This is a genomic window from Mucilaginibacter sp. GW821-FHT07H05, assembly GCF_059418485.1.
Map to the genome: position 1 here is coordinate 53829 of NZ_JBWKPY010000011.1, position 21064 is coordinate 74892.

The 21064-nt window shown below is 42.7% G+C and carries 19 protein-coding genes; 12 read left to right on the forward strand and 7 right to left on the reverse strand.

All coding sequences use genetic code 11. The features are described 5' to 3' along the window. Nucleotides 1-6 precede the first annotated feature (6 nt). The 6 genes from AC07M6_RS24120 to AC07M6_RS24145 all read left to right on the forward strand — a co-directional run bounded on the left by AC07M6_RS24120 (nucleotide 7) and on the right by AC07M6_RS24145 (nucleotide 5624). The gene (locus AC07M6_RS24120) at nucleotides 7-2022 is read left to right on the forward strand and encodes an FAD-dependent oxidoreductase (protein WP_494893983.1); all 2016 of its coding nucleotides are present in this window, start codon (nucleotides 7-9) and stop codon (nucleotides 2020-2022) included. Between the two features lie 35 nt (nucleotides 2023-2057). Next, nucleotides 2058-3257: a hypothetical protein gene (locus AC07M6_RS24125; protein ID WP_494893985.1), complete on the forward strand. Its 1200-nt coding sequence runs from the start codon at nucleotides 2058-2060 to the stop codon at nucleotides 3255-3257. A gap of 215 nt (nucleotides 3258-3472) precedes the next feature. After that, entirely contained in the window at nucleotides 3473-3808 is a 336-nt protein-coding gene (locus tag AC07M6_RS24130; protein ID WP_494893987.1) for a type II toxin-antitoxin system HigB family toxin, read from the forward strand. Between the two features lie 7 nt (nucleotides 3809-3815). Beyond that, nucleotides 3816-4265 carry a helix-turn-helix domain-containing protein gene (locus AC07M6_RS24135; RefSeq protein ID WP_494893989.1) on the forward strand — a complete coding sequence of 150 codons (450 nt, stop codon included), beginning with the start codon at nucleotides 3816-3818 and terminating at the stop codon, nucleotides 4263-4265. A 657-nt stretch (nucleotides 4266-4922) separates the two neighbouring features. Beyond that, nucleotides 4923-5204 (forward strand): molybdenum ABC transporter permease, encoded by a 282-nt coding sequence (locus tag AC07M6_RS24140; RefSeq protein WP_494893990.1) that lies wholly within the window; start codon nucleotides 4923-4925, stop codon nucleotides 5202-5204. Nucleotides 5205-5387: 183 nt separating this feature from the next. Beyond that, entirely contained in the window at nucleotides 5388-5624 is a 237-nt protein-coding gene (locus AC07M6_RS24145) for a hypothetical protein (RefSeq protein ID WP_494893992.1), read from the forward strand. Between the two features lie 162 nt (nucleotides 5625-5786). Here the strand turns inward: AC07M6_RS24145 and AC07M6_RS24150 are convergent, their stop codons facing one another. Beyond that, entirely contained in the window at nucleotides 5787-6011 is a 225-nt protein-coding gene (locus AC07M6_RS24150) for a helix-turn-helix domain-containing protein (RefSeq protein ID WP_494893994.1), read from the reverse strand. 616 nt (nucleotides 6012-6627) lie between these two features. Here AC07M6_RS24150 and AC07M6_RS24155 point away from each other — a divergent pair. From AC07M6_RS24155 to AC07M6_RS24165, 3 genes are all read left to right on the forward strand, one after another. Then, nucleotides 6628-9711, forward strand: a complete 3084-nt coding sequence (locus AC07M6_RS24155; RefSeq protein ID WP_494893996.1) for a SusC/RagA family TonB-linked outer membrane protein — start codon at nucleotides 6628-6630, stop codon at nucleotides 9709-9711. Nucleotides 9712-9721: 10 nt separating this feature from the next. Next, nucleotides 9722-11092, forward strand: a complete 1371-nt coding sequence (locus tag AC07M6_RS24160) for a RagB/SusD family nutrient uptake outer membrane protein (RefSeq protein ID WP_494893998.1) — start codon at nucleotides 9722-9724, stop codon at nucleotides 11090-11092. Between the two features lie 94 nt (nucleotides 11093-11186). Further along, the gene (locus tag AC07M6_RS24165) at nucleotides 11187-12449 is read left to right on the forward strand and encodes a TlpA family protein disulfide reductase (protein ID WP_494894000.1); all 1263 of its coding nucleotides are present in this window, start codon (nucleotides 11187-11189) and stop codon (nucleotides 12447-12449) included. A gap of 64 nt (nucleotides 12450-12513) precedes the next feature. Here the strand turns inward: AC07M6_RS24165 and AC07M6_RS24170 are convergent, their stop codons facing one another. The 3 genes from AC07M6_RS24170 to AC07M6_RS24180 all read right to left on the reverse strand — a co-directional run bounded on the left by AC07M6_RS24170 (nucleotide 12514) and on the right by AC07M6_RS24180 (nucleotide 14013). Further along, on the reverse strand, nucleotides 12514-12810 hold the full coding sequence (locus AC07M6_RS24170) for a hypothetical protein (protein ID WP_494894002.1): 297 nt from the start codon (nucleotides 12808-12810) through the stop codon (nucleotides 12514-12516). A 62-nt stretch (nucleotides 12811-12872) separates the two neighbouring features. Beyond that, nucleotides 12873-13343, reverse strand: a complete 471-nt coding sequence (locus tag AC07M6_RS24175) for a MauE/DoxX family redox-associated membrane protein (RefSeq protein WP_494894004.1) — start codon at nucleotides 13341-13343, stop codon at nucleotides 12873-12875. A 127-nt stretch (nucleotides 13344-13470) separates the two neighbouring features. After that, nucleotides 13471-14013, reverse strand: a complete 543-nt coding sequence (locus tag AC07M6_RS24180; protein ID WP_494894005.1) for a Crp/Fnr family transcriptional regulator — start codon at nucleotides 14011-14013, stop codon at nucleotides 13471-13473. 841 nt (nucleotides 14014-14854) lie between these two features. On the opposite strand from AC07M6_RS24180, the gene AC07M6_RS24185 reads away from it, so the two are divergent. Next, nucleotides 14855-17140 carry a response regulator gene (locus tag AC07M6_RS24185; protein WP_494894006.1) on the forward strand — a complete coding sequence of 762 codons (2286 nt, stop codon included), beginning with the start codon at nucleotides 14855-14857 and terminating at the stop codon, nucleotides 17138-17140. A 154-nt stretch (nucleotides 17141-17294) separates the two neighbouring features. On the opposite strand, the gene AC07M6_RS24190 is transcribed toward AC07M6_RS24185, so the two are convergent. The 3 genes from AC07M6_RS24190 to AC07M6_RS24200 form a co-directional block, all read right to left on the reverse strand. Next, nucleotides 17295-17522: a hypothetical protein gene (locus AC07M6_RS24190; protein ID WP_494894007.1), complete on the reverse strand. Its 228-nt coding sequence runs from the start codon at nucleotides 17520-17522 to the stop codon at nucleotides 17295-17297. A gap of 136 nt (nucleotides 17523-17658) precedes the next feature. Further along, nucleotides 17659-18360 (reverse strand): DUF4397 domain-containing protein, encoded by a 702-nt coding sequence (locus tag AC07M6_RS24195; RefSeq protein ID WP_494894009.1) that lies wholly within the window; start codon nucleotides 18358-18360, stop codon nucleotides 17659-17661. A 43-nt stretch (nucleotides 18361-18403) separates the two neighbouring features. After that, nucleotides 18404-18850: a DUF2141 domain-containing protein gene (locus AC07M6_RS24200; RefSeq protein ID WP_494894010.1), complete on the reverse strand. Its 447-nt coding sequence runs from the start codon at nucleotides 18848-18850 to the stop codon at nucleotides 18404-18406. Between the two features lie 278 nt (nucleotides 18851-19128). On the opposite strand from AC07M6_RS24200, the gene AC07M6_RS24205 reads away from it, so the two are divergent. Then, nucleotides 19129-20169, forward strand: coding sequence for a sensor histidine kinase (locus AC07M6_RS24205; RefSeq protein WP_494894011.1), 1041 nt, complete (start codon nucleotides 19129-19131; stop codon nucleotides 20167-20169). Further along, nucleotides 20150-20914, forward strand: a complete 765-nt coding sequence (locus tag AC07M6_RS24210; protein WP_494894012.1) for a LytR/AlgR family response regulator transcription factor — start codon at nucleotides 20150-20152, stop codon at nucleotides 20912-20914. The genes AC07M6_RS24205 and AC07M6_RS24210 overlap by 20 nt, the downstream gene beginning before the upstream one ends. The last annotated feature ends 150 nt before the right edge of the window (nucleotides 20915-21064 follow it).

Below are 21064 nucleotides of genomic sequence, written 5' to 3' on the forward strand. Positions count from 1 at the left end.
ATCACTATGAAACAATCAATTATCAGTTTATCATTAGTTTTTACCCTATTGGCAACCATTGTCGTTCCGGGTCGTTTGGCAGCCCAGGAAAAAAAATATGACGTAGTAATTTACGGCGCCTCCGCCTCTGGAATGATAGCGGCGTATGCCGCTGCCAAAGAGGGAGCCAAAGTAGCTGTGTTAGCTGACAATAAACATGTCGGCGGTCTGCCTACCAGCGGCCTGGGCAATACCGATGTGGGAATGGCCGAAACCATTGGCGGCTATACGATGGATTTTTTAAAACGTGTCCGTTCGAAATACGGGCCCGGAGTTGAGGGGCCTCCTTTTAATTTTACCTGTTCTGACGCCGAGAAAACTTTTGTAGACATGGCAAAAGAGGCTGGGGTTGATATTTTTTACGATTCGAGGATCAAAGAAAAAAATGGCGTTTTTACCGCCAATAAACGCATTGAGAAAATTGCGCTCGAAAACGGGCAAGTATTTAAAGGCACCGTTTTTATCGATGCGACCTATGAAGGCGACCTGATGGCCTGGGCACATGTGTCTTACATCGTCGGAAGGGAAAGCAGCGGCCAATACCGGGAATCGGAGGCTGGCCGAGGAACACGCGGGGTACGGCCGGTTCAATTATCAGATAAAAATCTGGAAGAGATAAAAGCGCTGGCCAAAGAATTTCCGCTGGATTATAATTTCGAGAGTTTCCCAGCTGCAGGTTCCGCAGACAAAAAAACGCAGGCGTATGGCTTCAGGTTATGTTTAACTACAAAAGCCAATAACAAAGTTCCTTTCACTAAACCGGCACGCTATAATCCGGCCAGGTATGAACCCCTGCTAAAAAAAATCCTTACAGGAAAGTTCACTAAGTTCGATCAGGTGTGTACCGTTTATCAACTGCCAGATCAAAAAACAGATATTAACCACCTGGAGTTGCCCAATGCCAGTTTTAATTACCCGGACGGCAGTTATGCCGAGCGGAGCAAGATATACCAGTATCATAAAGATTGGGAAGAAGGCTACCTGTATTTCGTCGCTAACGATCCCCGGGTGCCTGAAGCGCTGAGGCTTGACGCACAGCGCTATGGATACGCCAAAGACGAGTTTGCAGACAATAACAACTGGCCCTACATGCTGTACATCAGGGAAGCACGGCGGATGATAGGCGCTTATGTAATGAAGCAACAGGATGCCTGGGAAAATGTAAAAAAACAGGATGTCATCGGAATGGGATCTTACTTTATGGACAGTCACGACGTCCAGAGAACCATTACACCCGACAAAAGACTGATCGTCGAGGGCGGCATACACCACATCCCTTATAAACCTTATCAGATACCTTACACCAGTCTTGTACCTAAGCAAGGAGAATGCGAAAACCTGCTGGTTACCATTTGCCTGTCTGCCTCGCATGTTATTTATGGTTCTATACGAATGGAGCCTGTTTATATGACCACAGGCGATGCGGCGGGAACGGCCGCAGCCTTTGCTGTTAAAGCAAAAGTGGCTGTTCAGCAGATCAATATTCCGGCATTACAGGCAAGTTTGAAACAGCATGGGCAGATCTTTGACATTCCACTTAGTCCGGATTCCTATTTGCCTAAAAGCTATTTCAACGGGATTGTTGTTGATGATCTTGATGCAGAAGAAATTGGTACCTGGGCATGGGGCAGGAACCAAAAAACTTTGCCGTTTTTGATAGGCGGCTACAAAACAACAATGCAGTCTCCCGTTGAAACAGCGAGCTTAATTTATAACCCTGCTATAATAGAAGATGGAAACTACGATGTATATGTGATGTATGTAGCTGCTAAAGACCGATCGAAAAAAGTTAAGATTGCCATTAACACATTAGATGGAGAAAAAACGGAATTTGTGGACATGACCCAGAAACCCAGCGATGGTTACTGGTATAAAATAGGTAACTATCCTTTTGCCAAAGGGAAAGGATGCCGTGTCAAAATTTCGAATGAAGGTGAAGGTGGAATGGTATGTGCCGATGCTGTGCGGCTCGTTTTAAATTAACGTTTATTCCCGTATATGATGCGTAATTATAACTTATGATATCAACCATAAAAACAGGGTTACCATCCTCATGGAGGATAACCTTATTTCATTTGACAGTTTTGTTGCTGATAATGGGTTCATCGTCAGTTTTTGCAGGCACTTTCTATGTTGATGTTGCAAAAGGGTCAGACAAAAATTCGGGATCAAAGCTTGCGCCGTTCAGAACGACGGCGCAAGCTATTAATCATGCGTATCCGGGAGATACCATTATGATTGTTAAAGTAGATCATCCTATTCATGAATCAATTACGATCCATAATAAATCCGGGGCCCCGGGTAAACCTATTGTGATCGATGGGCAGGGGAACATATTTACTGGTGCTGATACCATTAGTGCTGCCGACTGGACAGCAATCCGGCCCGGAATTTATCAGAATGATCATCTTATTCCGGATCTTAAAAGCGGAGCTTCCGCTACAGCAGCCACGATCCAGCGTTATTTTATGGTGTGGAATGGTGTTCAAAACCGAATGGGCCGTTCTTCCAAAGGTGCTCGTAAACCGTTGGTAGCTCCGGATAAATTACAACCAGGCGAATGGACATATGAAGATTCAAACACAACATTTTACATAGCGATTGATCCTCAAAAAAAACTGGGAGAATATCATATTGAAACACCGCTTCGCCAGAATGGAGTGGGATTTGGAGGTATTTGCAAGCATTGGGTTATTCGCAACATGAATATTACGCACGTTATCAACGACGGGTTTAACATCCACGGGCACACTGAAGACGTAGTTTTTGAAAATATTTCAGCTACAGAATGTGGTGACGATGGCATCAGCGCTCATGAAGATTGTGAAATTGCCATCCGGGGTTTCATTGCAAGGAAGAATTCAACAGGTATGTGCCATGGTGATCCCTACGTTACTTGTAAAGCAGACAATATGATATTGGAGGACAACTACGGCTACAATCTTTTGCTAAGAAACGGATTAGATACGATTGAAAACAGTACCATTTCGGCCATTGTACCCGTAAATGGTTTTGGAGGTATCGCTCTTATCAATGCGATGTTACCGGCAACGCCTAAACCACTGACTGTTGCTTTTATTAATTGCAAAATTAAATTCAATGGGCCCGGAAAGCCCAAATCATCTTTTACAGTAAACAAGGATGTGATACTGGACATTTCTAAAGATACATATGTAGAGGGTGCCATTACCTGGCTGCCACCTCGAAACCAAAAATAACAGGATGCTTCAAGGGGGCATATGCTGGGGTATGCTTGGTGATAAAAAGGACATATACAATAGCTGCGCAGAAAGTTGACTTTGATCTTGAACATGCACCCATCGAAGATTTCATACGGATAGAAAAAAAATCAATTTATCCAGGATATAACTAAAAATATCTCCTTAAAAAGTTCGCTACAGGCTAACTATTTATTATATTTGTATATCTTTATATGCGCATTCGTTTAGTTAAAGAAAAGGTAATTCAGGACTTTGTGGCCAAACACGCGGTCAGCAAAAATGCTTTTCGTAACTGGCTGGATGTGTTAAAATCCGCCAGCTGGACAATGCCGGAAGACATGCAGGGAACATTTCCTGCGACTGATATTTTGGGCAAAGGCTGTAAACGGGCCGTATTCGATATCGGCGGGAATAAATACAGGCTCATCTGCGGCTATATGTTCGGCAGAAAGGAAGTCCACCTGTTCATTTGCTGGATAGGCACGCATGCCGAGTATACCAAACTTTGCAACAAAGGGGAACAATATACAGTAAGTATGTTTAAATGATTGAGAAATGGAAGTATTACAGTATAAAATTATCAAGACCGAAACCCAATACTGGGATTATTGCAACCGGTTAGAAGAATTGGTGATGCAGGAAAGTAACGACCCGGAGGTGGAGGAAGAGATTGACCTGCTGACCCTGCTCATAGAGAAATGGGACGAAGAACACGATACATTAGGAAAATCGGACCCGGTAGAAGTGCTAAAATATTTAATGGCAGAGCATAAACTAAAAGCTAACGCCCTGGCCGACCTGCTAGGCGTCAGCAAAGGTTTTATTTCGGAGATATTGAGTTATAAAAAAGGATTTTCCAAAGAAAATATCTGGAAGCTTGCCGAATATTTCAAAGTAAAACAGGAACTGTTTAACCGGCCTTATAAACTGAAGTCGGCCGCCAATGCTCACCTGAAAAACGCCAGCGTAATGAATACGTTAAAACGGTTACGGGCAACGCACTAATCAAACCATCACAGTGAGAAGCCGGACCATCGGAGAACTAAAAGTGATTGGCGAAACCGCTGTGCGGCGCTAAGAAATCAAAAGCTTGAAATGGCAGGCCATTTTTAATATGGTCAAATAAACTTCCCAAAGATCAAAGTCATTTAGAATACCCTGATCATTCCATTAAGATCATAACTGTTTCATCGGATTTAAGGTCGTTTAAAGTCATTGAGGAATTGACAAAAGACCGGGCACAAGTCATCCGCGAAGAGCCAAAAAATATATTAATCGCCAACATAAAGTTTTGGCAAATTGAAGGAGTTTGCTCTTATTTGAGTATAACGCTCTTAACTACCTACCGGCACTACTACATAACTGATGGATAATCAAACGACATGCCATCATTTAATCCCACCCAAAACCGATCAAAATATTTGATATAAGCTATTAAAAGATAGGCTATATGGTACTAACGTGCATAGATATTAAAAATAAGAATTTACAATCATGGCTATCCGTAATGATAAATTGGTAGCCGGCAGTATTTATAAAAACTGAAGTTGAATATCAATTCTATCTAAACTCAATGCTTTTCCTGTTTTTGATTTTGAACTCGATAGCTTAATACCAAATTTTGTACTTTAATTTTTGTTGCTTAACTTTAAGTTAATTAATATGCCATTCTTAATTTTACATGCCGCCCTCAGTAAAACAGCAATTATCCTGATGAAATTAGCTGCTGTTTTGGTTTTTGGTTTGGGGTGGTTGATTCGGTATTGGGTTAATCGCAGGGCTTTTTACAGAAGGAATGCAGCAGGAATAGAGGAGTTTGATTCTTATGAAAAAGCCACTTTCACAAACATATTAGAAGGGTTAGGTAAATTTATTGCGATATTTCTGATTATTATCGGGATGATTTTATTTGCATTTCTATGGTGGTTGGGAAACCAAAAGTAAATGCTTCAAACACCGTTTCTACGTCCACACATTTATCGTATCTTGAGATTAATGCTAGGAGCCCAGGATTGCATTGGTATATAGAACGTAATAGCTATACGTGAATTGTCAAAATGGCGTTGGATGTCAATTGAATCGTAGTATCAGAAAGCTAATTGATATTAAACGCTCAATAATTGAAGTATGAGAAGAATCCTGCTGATTTGTTGTCTTCTTCTGATTGGTTGTGCGACCCGACAAACCTTTGTTACAGATCCAGCCATTATTCAATCCCATCCAACGCCGATCAAAGTATTTGGTATAGGTTATTGGAAGCCAGGCTATATGGTACTCACCCTTGTAGATGCTAAAAATGAATATTTTACGATCATAGCTATCCGTAATGATAAATTGATAACGGGTGGCATTTATAAAGATTGAAGTAGGAGATTAAACTCTAATTAATACAAATGCTTCTGAAAATAAATGACAAGCTTATTTTAGATTTCTGATCTGGGTTAACAGTCTAATTATAAGGCGACTAAATTGAAACGATTACTTTTTTTTGCATAAGTATAGAGTCACTTGGTTTACTCAATTCCTTTAAAAATCGAATAATTCCCTTACATCAATTTTCATTTTCTTTGCATAAACAGATACATGGCTGATACTGGTATTAACTTGTCCAAGTTCCGTTCTTGCGATTTGACTTTGTGAAATTTCAGTAATCAATGCGAGTTGTTCTTGAGACAGGCCTTTGGATTCGCGAATTTCTTTCAGCCTCCTGCCAAATTTGTCTATAAATTCCTGATCTTTCAGATATTTCACAGAAGCAAATAGACAAGTATATACGACAATAATTAATAGCAAATTTGCTATTGTAAAAAATAGTATATACCTTAGCGTATGAACAAAATTATACATTAAGATTAATTTATAAATTTGAAGCATCATATGTATTTTATGATGCTCACATGAGCCTCAGGTCTGCACAAGCTTAGGAACTTAAGACACAACGAGGAGCAAGTGAGCGTCCGGAAACCCTATATACCTGGGGATCCGGGCCTACTTGCGATTTGTGTCTTGGTGCTATCTTTGATAGCATCTCCCTTAGGGAGAGCCGTCCTAAGCGGTCCGTGTGCAGACGAATCAAAGAGTAGTGCCCGGCTCCTTCGGGAGCCAATATTCTATCGATTGGTTTGAGGTTTGGAAAACAAAACTCAAACAATGAAATCACAAGTTGTATCAATCTTTGATCTAAAAATACTCAATCGAGTTACTGGCATTATTGCCTTTTGGTACTGGCGATCGTTAAAAAACCTCTTAAAGAATATCATTTGCGCACCTGAATAATTTGTTTTCCCCAACTAACAGCCATGGCGATTAAAGCATGGCTGTTTTGTCTTTGCGCTTAATCCTCTAACAAACTAACTCAACCTTTTAAATGAAGCTCAAAATAAGCTTCCCTGGCAAACTATTGCCTTTTGGGAAGGATAAACATACTCTTTCCGGTGGTGCATTGGAACCGTCGTTTACTGAAATTCCGAAATTGAAAAGCCCAAATGCGGGGATTTATCTTGTCAGCGGTATCATCCTGGTCATGATCCTGATGCTGTTGTTCTGGGGGCCGTTGTGCTATGCCCAGAACAGTTCTCAACGTCCTGGTCAGATCATTCAAGGTAAGGTAACCGATGTGCAGGGGCAGCCCTTACCGGGCGCGACGGTCAGACTTAAACAGACCAACAAGGGCGTGATGGCCGACAAGGACGGCAATTTCCGATTGACCGATCTTCCCCCATCGGGTATATTGATGGTTAGCTTTATCAGTTACCAAACTATCGAAGTCAGCTACAGTGATCGAGCCGCAACATTATTTATACAATTAAAAGCAGAAACCAGTTCTTTAAACGAAGTACAGGTTATCGGTTATGGGACGACTACGAAAAGGTTGAATACGGGTAGCGTATCAACGATTAGCGCAGGCGATATTGAAAAACAACCGGTTTCAAATCCTATCGCAGCCTTACAGGGACGCGCTTCAGGTGTTTCTATTCAAACAGCTAATGGTCTGCCGGGTGGGGATATTGTTGTGCAAATAAGAGGACAAGGTTCCATTGCCTCAGGTACCACCCCGCTTTATGTCATAGACGGGGTTCCTTTTCTCTCTTCGCCCCTCAGCGGATCGCTATCAGGCAATGGTCAAATCAGTCCTTTCAGTATTCTCAATCCGGGTGATATCGCCAGTATTGATATTTTAAAGGATGCCGATGCCACGGCCATTTATGGTTCACGAGGTGCGAATGGAGTTGTGCTGATTACTACTAAAAAGGGAAATGACGGCAAAACCGACTTCACGCTCAATTTGACTCATGGCTTCAGTGAGATCAGTAGATATAACCAATACCTGATGTTGCCCCAATACTTGCAAATGCGCAATGAGGCCTTTAAGAATGACGGGGTTGCTCCTACAACGAGTACTGCGCCCGATCTGCTGGTATGGAGCCAAACGCAAAGTACCGATTGGCAGAAATATGAATTTGGAAACCGGGCGGAAATGACCAGCATTCAGACCTCCTTAACCGGGGGTAGTTCGGCTACAAAGTTTCTGTTCAGCACAAATTATCGGAATGAAGGGTCAATACTGCCGGGTGGAGAAAATTATAAAAAGGGAGGCGGATACTTCAATCTAATACATAACAGCCCAGACAAAAAGTTTACGGCCACTTTCACGGCTAATTATGAAACGGATGATAACCATACTTTATATAATGCATCGACCACAATAGCTACGCTTCCGCCTAATTATCCGATTTATAACACGGATGGCAGCTATAACTTTCAAGCCAATTATAATCCCATGGCATTGCTAAGTCAGCAAACTCGCATACAATCAAACAATATTATGACCAATGGAATGCTGCAATACAATTTATTGAAAGGGTTGAGTATAAAAACAAGTTTGGGCTATACCAAGTACCATATTGATCAACTGGCTACGCTTCCGCAGATATCGCAAAGCAACCTGTTTACAACGCCAATCGCTACTGCGTACCAAACTGATAACAATAGCGAATCCTATATTGTTGAACCGCAGTTAAATTATACGATCGATGGAAAGTACGGTTCCTTAGCGATACTGACCGGTGCAACCTTGCAAGATCGTGTAGATAAAGGCTATACGCTCACTGAAACAGGTGTGAATAACCCGGCGTTATTGGGTAACCTTAGTGCAGCCAGTACCGTAACCGGAACCAATGCCTATTCTGAGTATAAATATGTATCCCTATTTGGGCGCATCAATTATAACTGGCGGCAGAAATACATTATTGACCTGAATTTTCGTAGGGATGGGTCATCCCGGTTCGGCAACGACAAACAATTCGGCAACTTCGGTGCTGCAGGTGCGGCGTGGCTTTTTTCGCGGGAAAGTTTAATACAAGACAATCTCCCCTTTTTAAGTTTTGGCAAACTGAGAGGCAGCTATGGTGTAACCGGGAATGACCAGATAGCCGATTACCAATACCTCGCGGCTTACAGCAGCAGCACTGTTTATGGCGGCACAGCAAGTTTATCACCCTCGCGCATTGCAAACCCTGACTACAGTTGGGAAACGACCCATCAATTGGAGGTTGCGATAGAATTAGGTTTTCTGAAAGATAGGATCGTGATGACGGCAGCACGATATCAAAGAAGGAGCGATAATCAACTGGTAACTTATCCGCTGCCTTACCAGTCCGGCTTTTCAGGCTATCAGGCCAATCTACCGGCTTTGGTGCAAAATACCGGATGGGAATTTGATTTGAATACAATCAATATCAGGGCCGGAAAGCTAAGGTGGACAAGCGCATTAAACCTTACCATACCCAAAAACATATTGGTGTCCTATCCGGGAATTGCCAACTCAAGCTATGCCAATACCTTGGTCGTGGGGCAAGATTTAAGCGTAACAAAAGGGTATCATTTCTTGGGAGTTAACACGCAAACAGGAGTAGCCCAGTTTGAAGACGCTAATAAGGACGGGGTGGTCAGATTCCCTGAAGATGTTGTTGTGTTAGGAAAAACAAGTCCTGTTTTTTTCGGCGGGTTTAGCAACACCTTTTCTTATGATGCGTTCCAACTGGATCTGTTTCTGGAATATAGGAAGCAGAATTCTTTTGGATTTAAACCGGCGTATGGCTCGGTTATCGAAAATGAGCCGGCTTCAGTATTGGGCAGGTGGCAGCAAAGCGGCGACCAAACAGATATACCAAGATTTACGACCCTTTCCAGTAATCTGACTAACTTGAATGCTTCCAATGCCACGTTTGGTGAAGCGTCTTATATACGGGTGAAAAATATCTCACTTACCTACAAATTAAATCCATCCCTCCTGAAAAAACTCAAACTGAAAACATCAAGCCTGTTTTTACAAGGGCAAAATGTCTTGACTTTTGATAACAAACAAAGATTCGACCCGGAAATTTCAGGGAGTTCAGGATCAGTCCCTCCATTGAGAACGTTTTTAACAGGAATAAAAATCACACTTTAATCCTTGAGTTATGAAAATATATCGATATACAACTTGTTATGCTATGCTTATAGTGATGCTATTTTTAGTGATTACTTCTTGCAGAAAAGCAATTGACATCAGTACGCCACCCAATGTATTGACCACTGATAAGGTTTTTGACAGTGATGCCTCCGCGATAGCGGCAACTTTAAGTGACTATACCTCTTTAGGTACGTTTGACGCGAATTTCGTACAATATACAGGGCTATATGTGGATGAACTGAGCCAACCGACACTGAATGCTACATCAACAGAATTTGCCAACGGTGCCTTAACGCCCACAAACGGAACTATTTCCAATATCTGGCAAAACCTTTACGTAACCATTTATAAAGCAAACGCTAACATTAAATCATTATCAACAGCAACCGCTTTGACAGACTCGATCAGGAAGCAATGCACAGGGGAGGCGCTATTCATCCGTGCTTATTGTCATTTTAACCTGGTCAATATTTTTGGCGACATACCGCTGATAACTACTACGGATGTGGGACTTACCTCCAATGCGGCAAGAACACCGGTCGCTCAGGTCTATAGTCAGATCATAAACGACCTCGTTCAGGCTAAATCTTTTTTATCGGTAAGGTATCCCACCACTGAAAAAATCAGGCCGAATAAGTGGGCGGCATCAGCATTGCTGGCCAGGGCCTATCTGTATCAGCAAAGATGGCAAGATGCTGAAACAGAGGCATCGGCCGTTATCGGTTCCGGTCTTTATCCATTATCACCTTTGTCATCAGTATTTTACAAGAATAGCAACGAAGCAATATGGCAATTGTGGAATGTCAATGGATTTACCAGTTTAGGCAGCGCCTTAGTACCACCAGCTTCCGGTACCCCATCTTATACCATGAGCAGCAATTTATCAGGCGCATTTGAAAGTGGAGATCAAAGGCAATCCAACTGGGCGGTCACGGTCGTTTCTTCAGGAAAAACTTATATTTCCCCTTACAAATACAAGTTGCGGGTCGCAACGACTGGTGCCAACGCAGAATATACCATGTACCTGCGTTCCGCAGAACAATACCTGATCCGGGCTGAAGCACGTGCGCAGCAGAACACGAATCTACCAGGAGCAATTGGCGATTTAAACGTAATACGGGCCAGAACCGGCGGTTTATCAAGTTTGCCTGCCACGTTAACCCAGACGCAGGTATTATCAGCAGTTGCCCGGGAGCGGCGGATTGAGTTTTTCGCAGAAGGCGGGCATCGTTTTTTTGACCTCGAAAGAACAGGTCAGCTTAACTCAGTAATGAGTGTCTTAAAACCTGCCTGGAATAGCGTAAGAAGCCCATTGTTCCCAATTCCGCAAAATCAGATCAGTATTAACGCTTCCCTTTCTCAAAACCCAGGTTATTAAAAATCAACCAGCTATGTCCGTTAAAAATTTAACACGAATAATCGTGTCCAGCACAATGTTCTTAATGATAAATGTCCACTCATTTGCGCAAGCCATGAAGGCAAAAGCCTTGTCCGTTGGCGAAACGATACCTGAAATCGCTCTTAAAGGTTTTTTAAGAGATACTTTGAAAACAGTGCGACTGGCAGATCTGTATCAAAACAAGTTATTGATCATTGATTTATCCGCAACCTGGTGTGTACCCTGTGTTGAGGCCTGGCCAAAACTGGATAGTTTAAAACAACTGTTCAACGGTAAGTTAGAAATATTGGCGGTTACGCAAGAGCCAACGGCCATGGTGATGCGTTTTTTTGAAAATCATCAAGAATTAAGGAACTTGAAATTTGACTTTATTACGAACAACAAAAAGAATAATCCCAATTTGTTTTACTGGTTTCCGCATAAACTGGTTCCGCAGTTAATTTGGGTAAACCCACAGGGAAAAATTATCGCGATTACTGACGGTGGGAAAGCCAATCGACAGATAGTAGGTGAAGCTTTAAAAAATGTCCCGTTGAATCTCAGTGTAAAGAAAGACATTATGACTTTCAACCCGTCAACCTACGAACTAAAGGATAGTGATGCCGCCATTAAATCAATACTACTGCGTCACCAGGCCGGTCTTCCGGCAAGTAGCGGGTATTTGCCATTACAAAACGTGGACGATGTCAAAGAGATCAATAAAATATTAGCTACCAATTTAGATGCAAAAACAATGTATTGGTATGCGGCATTTCATCATTCGGTACCTATGCAGAATGAGAGCTGGATCTTATGGCAAATGCCGGATTCAGCCAGGGCAAAACTTGATTGGAGCTTCTATAAAAAAAACACAAGCAATCCAATTGATGGCCATGAATGGGTAAAGGAGAATGCACTTTGTTACGAAATAAAGACTCATATTCAATATGCAGACAGCATTTTAAGACAGCATATGATTAATGATCTGAATATCTACCTAAAGCTTAACGCGAGATTTGAAAAAAGAATGGTAACCTGTTGGGTATTGAAACCTAAGGATCAGCAAGCTCTGATTTTCAGTTCCGGAAAAAATCCGCAAATTCTATATAAGGCCGGAATTGTACAGACCCTGCAAAACCAAAGTATTTCAAAACTCACGTATTTTCTAAACAAGTATCTTAGTTCAGGTATTATTGTAGACGGCACGGGTATTAAAAGCAATATAGATATCGATCTCACGGGTCTGCATGGAGAGCAAAACACACCGGAAATGTTAAATGTAATCTTAGAAAAACATGGGCTTGTCCTTGTCAAGGACAGACGAGAACAAAAAATATTTGTTATCTCAAAAGCATAATTTATCGCAATTCGTGAACAACAGCTATTTATGCTTGGCTAAATAGCTGTTGTTTAGTTTGGAATTAGTTATTCCGGTAAATGAAATTACCTGTTTCTGTTCCGTCCGGCGCGGTTACGGAGGCGGCACATTTCGTTGCGACAATTTCGTCACATCCGGTTGCGTCTTCCGCTGCATTTTGATCAGCATAGGTGTTGCCTCCTGCGCTGGTCAGCTTTAGGCTTCCGTCCGCATTAGTGTCCTGCCAGGTGTCAACGAGGTGATTTACGTGCTTCGGCGTAGCATGGATTTTTGATACAAAAGCACCAGAAACACCTAATACTAAGGCAAAGGCCAGTAGGCCGGTTTTAAATTTTTTCATGGTATTATTATTTGATTAATGAATAAATATGCCGTTAATCTCAGGCAACGGCATTACCTGCTTTACGCGCGTGTAAGACTTTTTATATTTTTCGCTCTTGAATCTGTTTGAGTGGATAATTGATGTTTCTTGCTTTGAATGATGGCTGTTAACCCGATCATGATGAAAAAGGCGTTGAAGCCCAGGTGCTGCTTCCAGCTCATTTGGGAAATAATCCCGCCGCAGGTGCATGGTAAATACTGGCCGGAAAGCAACATGCCTGTGATGTAAAACTCGAATACCAGCAGTAAGATAACCGAAGCGTATATCGCTTTTAACCGGAAACGTGGGATCAGCAAACCAATGGCAATTAGCATTTCGATACCCGGCATCAGCCAGCCGAGGATGGGTGCTACGGATTTCATTAGTGGCACTGGAGCCAACCGCATCTGGAAGACAAACTTGTCGTAGTCTAAGAATTTGCTCGTGGCCGTATAGGCAAAAAGCAACAGGAGAAGCGCTACACAGATTTCGGTTAATATGGATTTTTTCATGGTAGATCACGTATATCCAAAGCTAATGGCTACTTATTGAAATCAATGTCAGATAGCTTACAAAATGATGTCATTAATCTTACAAAGCGAGGTAAGACAAAAAATTGTGTTGGCTGGAACTAATTGCCTAGCTTTCTTTCCGGATCTTATTCAGATGATTGCGGGAAAGGTGCAGGAATGCACCGAGGTCAGCTATCGACAGCCGGGCGATATTGATCAGTGTTTTGAATTCCCGGTATCGTTCGCTACCTGGCATACTGAGCAGATCTGCGCGCTGGCGGGCTTTCCGCTCATAATGGATCAGAACTTGAAAGCCAAAGGTATAAGATTCGTTGAAATGGGCATAGCAGTTCACAAGCTGTGCTTTGGTAATGGCGCATAGTGTGCTATCCTCCAGCAATTCAATATACACGTCGCCGGGTTGATCCGTAAAAAAACTCTCTACACTGGTCAGCGGTTCCTGCTCTGCAAAGAAACCGGTAATGATCTGCTTTCCCTGTTTGGTATAGTAGTACATTTTAGCGATACCTTTTTTTATGAAGCGCACCTGGTGTTCGGTATTGCCGGGACTAAGCAGTACCCGGCCCTTTTTATAGGACTCGCTAACGCTAACGTTATTCAGGTGATTCCTGAAACCGACTGAAAGATCATCGAAGGCTTGGTAAAACATGGTAATAATTCACAGGAAGCTGCCAGGTAATGAAATCCGAAGGTGGATTGTCCCTGCAAAGAAAGTAAATTTTGCTATGGAAAAACAGTTACAAATGGGTAACAACTTTTTACGGTTGGCGTATAGTTTTTATAAACCTTAAACTGAGAGATGGCGGTTTCTGACAGTAAAATATCGCTGTTCAACTCATTTCTATTTGCTTAACTATCCATGCTTGTCAAAACATGCTGTTACCCTTTGTACATGTAAATTTTTCAGGACGATCCTTAACCAATTTCATCAACGGCATAACAGAACTGTCCTTCCGATTAACGATTGCCGATAATTCGATGATTACTGTCTGCGAATCGTTTTCGTCAAAAAACGCCTTGATTTTCCATTGGGATCCTCCCTTCGCTGTCACGCTTGCGCAATGTCGCCGGAAAAAGACGACCGGGAGTATTAAAACATTGCATATCCGCCTCTTCGCAAATACGGACATCGTCGGGGTGCAAGGTGATTAAAAAATGTTTCCAATAACTATGGCGATCGGATCGTGTAAGGGAAAGAAGAATCTGCCAGGAAACTATTGATTTGTCAAAAACCTTGCATGATTTTTTTTACAATTCGACTAATATAATCTTTCTCGCGGGCTATCGCTTTAAACATTACACTTGGATACAGCATGTTGAACGGGTGCCTGGTTCAATTCCAACACTGATCTCTCCGCCCAAGTATCTATGTGGCTTTGGCCGAAACATCCCGAGTCTTTCCCCTTTAAATCAAATGATTAATTAATAGGTAATAATTTAAACTTTAATATGCAGGCGACGTATACGGAAGCAGATCACTATATTGTACAATGTTCAAGGTTTTATTTTTTAACCAACCGGACCACGACCTTGACCGCATCCAAAGGGCAAGGATCGCTGTTCTGGCGTGGGGATACCTGTTAAGTTTCATTTGCTTGTTCACTACGCTTGCTATAGCTCAGTTCATTGATAATTTTCAACTGGATTATGGCCCTTTATTGATCTATTCCATCATCAATATTGTCCCGCTCTATTTATTGAGCAGGAACAAACACTGGTTAATGGGGCTCACGCATGTCAAGATCGGCTTGCTGGTGGTTATCCAATGGGCTAACTGTCTTGTTGTAAAAGACAAAACGTTTCTGCCGGTAGATCTGAGCCTTCTTTTTACGAGTATGATCTTCGCCTTTTTTATTTTAAATAAGAAATGGGCCATCTTTTATACGGTAATATCCGCAATCCCTGTTTTAATGGAATTTTTATATCGGGCCAGATCCAGGCCCGTCTATGGTATATTCCGGTCAAGAGGAGAAGAACTGACCAACAACCTGGGTATTTTTTATGCGATCGTTTTTATCGCGATCGCTTTATACATACTGATCACTGCTTTCAAAGCTTCGATCGGCCAGTTAGAAAAGCAGGCTGAGATCTTACAGGACCAGACAGAAGAATTACAGACACAAGCTGAAGAGCTGGAGGCACAATCAGAGGAATTGCAAGCGATCAACGAAGAACTGTATGAACAGAAGAATGCCGAACAAAAAGCCAGGGAAGAGGCCGATCAGGCCAACCAGGCTAAAAGCGCGTTCCTGGCTATTATGAGCCATGAGATCAGGACACCAATGAACGGCGTTCTGGGGATGACGGAACTGCTTGCACAGACCACGCTCGACCAGGAGCAAAAAGATTATACAGAATCTATACGGATCAGCGGTGAAGCCTTGCTGAAGGTGATCAACGATATCCTGGATTTTTCTAAAATTGAGTCGGGTAAACTGGAAATAGATCCGCACACCTTTGATCTGCATACCTGTATTGAAGAAGTTATGGACTTACTATCAGGCCAGGCCGGGCTGAACGGGATCGACCTTTTATATCAGATCGATCAACGTATCCCTCCACAACTCCTGGGCGATAGCTTCCGGTTGCGCCAGATACTGATCAATCTGGTTGGGAACGGACTCAAATTCACCAAGGAAGGGGAAGTATTTATCAACGTTACCTTGCCTGAAGAAATAACAAACAAGAATTTAACGCTCAGCTTTGAAATAAGAGATACCGGGATCGGCATTCCTGCAGACAAATTGAACCGGCTCTTTAAATCATTTTCGCAGGTAGATGCTTCAACAAGCAGGCAATATGGAGGCACCGGGCTGGGACTGGTCATCAGTAAACGCCTGATTAATCTAATGGGTGGCGAAATGATGGTAAAAAGTATCGAGGGAAAAGGAACATCATTTTTCTTTACCATTCTTTGCCAGGAAAGCGACGAAGTTATTCCTGCCGAACAACCGGTTGCTATGCCGGACATCAAGGGCAAACGGATTTTGATCGTTGATGATAATCTGACTAATCAAAGAATTCTTAAAACACAGGTAGAACAATGGGGAGTTATTCCTTACCTGGCCTCAGATGGAATTCAGGCACTGGGCTTACTGGAAAAAGAAAAGCCTTTTGACCTGGTGATCACCGATATGCACATGCACGGTATGGATGGTTTAGCTTTAGGTGCGAAGATCAGGGAAAAATATGCGCATTTACCTGTTATTTTATTAAGCTCGATCGGCAATGAAAATAGGAAGAGACATGCCGGGTTATTTGCCGCCGTATTGACCAAGCCCGTTAAATATCAGCAATTGCATAATGTTGTGTGCTCCGCCCTGCAATTAACGCAGGGGACAGAAACAGCTGAAGTTAAAACAGCCTCGCTTTTAGATGCCCAATTTGCGCTCGTTCATCCTTTAGCCATACTGGTTGCGGAAGATAACCAGATCAACCAAAAATTGATCATCCGTGTGCTCCATAAATTAGGTTACCAGCCTGAACTGGCCAGCACAGGCCTGGAAGTTTTGCAGGTATTGGACAGTAGCCCGGTTGATGTGATCTTGATGGATGTTCAAATGCCGGATATGGATGGCCTTGAAGCAACACGACATATCCGTAAGGAGCAAAAACACCAGCCAGTAATCGTTGCCATGACAGCCAACGCGATGGCTGAAGATGCGGAAGTATGTTTAGTGGCGGGAATGGATCACTATATTTCCAAACCTTTGAGCATTGAAAAACTGGTTAACATATTGCAGCAAGTGTCCCGGGTGGTTAAGCAAAGTTCATGATTATAGAGCTGCTGAACATGCATCTCAATGCCCGAAGGGTGGTGTAGTTTATTGCGTTCTAAACTGGTTTAAATTTAAAAGAACATCAATCATATCGCTATCATTAGAATATGTAAATATTCAGAGCGATCCGGGCCATCGAAATGAGGTGTTTTCATAACCGGTACCGGAGTTCTATTGCCTTGCCGATGGCCTGGAACAAACCAGCGTTCGGACCGTGTTCTTCGTGCTCGACAGTCCAGGCTTTACCCTGTCGGCGGATCCTGTAGGTATGGCCATTGAGCAGGATGTCTACTTCAGCGCTGCCTGCTGATGGTTTTTCGGTCAGGAGTTCAAAAAACTCATCTTTATTGTCGTAAGTAATGCGCAGCGGTAGTCCCATATCAGGTGCTAAGATAGGCAATTGGGCAAAGATGTCACTCTGGCTTTTCCTCTCCGAATTTGATTTTCAGGGCCGACAAGGCACTAAATCAAGAAGCCGCCTGGTTCAAGGCCACGCGGCTTCCAAAAGCAATATTTTAATTATGTAAAACTTTGTTAAAGACCACTGCCCCGTTTGTGCCATCAGTCAGGTAAAGCGTATAAATTTTACCGGCTTGGAGGTCAGTTGCAGTAAAAGTTCCAACATTTTCTTTTAAAGCAGTGCCGGTGAACTGTACGGAAAGGTTACCCGGACTCACATATTTGTAACCGCTGGCTACGTCCCTGGCTAAGGTGGTCACCAGGTCATCTCCGGATCCGTTTTTGATCGTAACCACAGACGGGGCATTGTTACTCAGGTTGATGAACTTGATTTTTACCTGCCCGTTATTCGGCGCGCCGAGGTCGTCTTCGAAAGATTTAACTCTCGCATTTGATCCCTGCCCGGCCAGATAAACAGTGAAATTTACGCCATTAGTGGTGTAAAGCGACCCGGAAGCGTAGGTGCTTCCGGACGCATTTTTGAATTCCATGATCATGTTCTTTCCCGATGGTGCATTGATGTAAGCTGAGGCATCTCCGAAATTGAGACCACCGCTCAGCAACACCGAACCCGCCAGTGTAAAGCTCTGGGCTCCTGACCCGGCTGCGGCGTTTATCACTTTGATATTGAACTGCCCGGATGGGTCGATCGTGTTTTTCTCACAGGAAGAAATGGAGATTGCTGCTATCACTAAGGCCAGGCCCGGAAATAGCTTCTTAAAAATGGCTGTCTTTTTCATATTAATTATCGTTTTCATAGCTTTTAATTTTGATGTATGTTTTTAATTATTGATTTGCTGCTTACATGTATTTTACTTTAATCTCAATGTTGCTCTGAGACTTTAAATCGACTTTAAAATCGTCGAATGCCGGTTTTTTCATTTTTTGCATAAAGAAATTAGAGAAGCCAAAACCCTCTTTTGGCATACCGATCAAATTTTTATCAATCTTGCCATTAGCATTTTCATCATCAACTACTGTGAATCCGTAGACTCCAGGTCCCAGTTCACAGTTGATCGTCAGGGTACAGTTGGTCAATGCTTTTTTATCGAATTCCAGTTTTTTATAGGGATGCCCGGCCTCATAACTTGCCTGATCTGTAAACACATTCAGCTGGATTTTTCCTTTTAGTGACCTGATCCCCGTTACCTTGATCTCTGTTTGATGCCGTGCCTGTATATAGGAAGCGAGGCCGATAAAGAGTACGCCTATCAACAGGTTAATGCCTAATACAATTGTCTTTTTCATGCTTTTAAAATTTACTTGCGATTATTTACAAGGGCAATATTAGGGGCCACCGGGATAGACTTCGTATGAAAACTAAGTGAAGCGGGCATAATCAGACCGGAACATCTTCATAACAGCTATGAAAAAACGGCGTCCCGGCAGGCCTATTACATCAGACCTTTGGTGGAATAGATTGCTCTTGCCGCTTGGGGGCCTGATTTCTACTATTTATTACTGAATTTGTCCGCTTCGGTCATAAATACAGGTGCGTTTTTTTTTAAATCAGTAGATTAGCGACTATGCAGGAAAAATTACCGCTAATGCGTTTGAGCCGACTGACGTGGTTACAAACACTGGTCATCGGGTTTATTTTTTATCTGGTCGCCTCAAATACCGACAAGCCGCTGTATCATATTATAGCTTACACCTTGCTGACCATGCTCGGAATATTATTGGTTGGCTACTCGGATATCTCGCTGATGATACTTTTGGCCAGGTCGAACCCCATCCGCTCGAAACGGTTCTCCCGCTTACGGCGATCATTAAGCTATGCCTGCAGCATCGTGATCTATCTTTTACTAAGACCCGTATTTGCAAGCGTAGGAAAAATAGCATGGTCATTTTGGGATCCCGGTTCTTTGCTCGCTTTCGTTGGCTCCGGCATTGTTATCAATACACTGATTACCCTCCTGCATGATTCTGTATTATTGTATGAGCATAAGATGTATAGCGAACTGGAGCTTTCGAGATTGCATGCCGCAAATGCTGAAGCGATGAATCTTGCGCTCAAGCAACAGATCCACCCGCATTTTTTATTCAATGCTTTAAACACCCTGAAAGCTTTGTACCACAAAGACACCCAGACAGCTGACGACTATATCGTGCATATGGCCAATTTTTTAAGGGCATCCATCTACCACCAAAGTGCAAATGTTGCTAAACTGAAGGATGAAGTCAGCTTATCCAATGATTACCTGGCCATGCAACGCATCAGGTTCGGTACGGCATTGCATTGCGATATCGATTTATCCAATGAAAGTATGGACCGATACTTTCTCCCTTCATTTTCCTTACAGCCATTACTCGAAAATGCGATCAAGCACAATAGCTTCACAGCGGAAGAACCACTCCGGGTCATGATCAGCCAGGATGGCGACCGGTTAGTCATCAGCAATAATATTCAAAAGAAAAAAGTGAAGGTGATGTCTACCAATTACGGGCTGGCAAACCTCGCCGAAAGATACCGGCTATGGTCGGGAGACGAAATTATCATTCATGAAGATCACAATATATTTTCAGTCAGTATCAAATTATTAGCAAATGAACATAGTCATTATTGAAGATGAAGCGATCGTTGCAGACGATCTGGAAATGAACCTTGTCAAACTGATAGATGAACCTGTGGACATTATCAAGTTGAAATCGGTAAAGGAGGGTATTGTTTATTTTAAAAAGAATGTGGTCCCGGACCTGATTTTCAGCGATATCCAACTCGGAGACGGACTCAGTTTTGAAATATTTGTTGCGGAACCAATTTCGGTTCCGGTCATTTTTTGTACCGCTTACGACGAATATGCCCTCGATGCATTTAAGGCCAACGGTATAGATTATATCTTAAAACCTTTTACCAGGCAAACCCTTGACGCTGCACTTCAAAAGTACCGCCAGTTAAAAAAGGTTTTTTCAACCGACCAGACGCCGCAGTTTGACGCCCTCATGCAAATGCTCTCCGTAAAGAATACCCAAACCGCGGCGTCCGTGCTGGTTTATCACCAAGACAAGATCATCCCTGTTAGCCTGGATAATATCGCCATGTTTTACCTGAGTAACGAGGTCACCCATTTGCTTACCTTTTCCGGTCAAACCTTTTATCCCAATAAGAACCTTGATGAGTTGGAAAAATTATCAGGAGGCACTTTTTACCGGGCGAACCGGCAATACTTAGTATGCCGGAAAGCCATCACTGATGTTTCGAGCTTTTTCTCCAGGAAGCTATCGCTTAACCTCAATATATCATTTACAGAAAAGGTCATTGTCAGCAAGGGGAAAGCGCCTCACTTCCTTAACTGGCTGGCAAAGGGATAAGCTTTATGCTAACCTGGTCTCCTATAGCCAGGTTAACACATGAAACCTGTTGTTGAGTTTTATTCAGTCAAAATTATACCGCTTCCCTGACGACTTTGCCCGTCTCGGCCACATTTCATATTAAAACGATGTGCGCTTGCCGCACCTTTG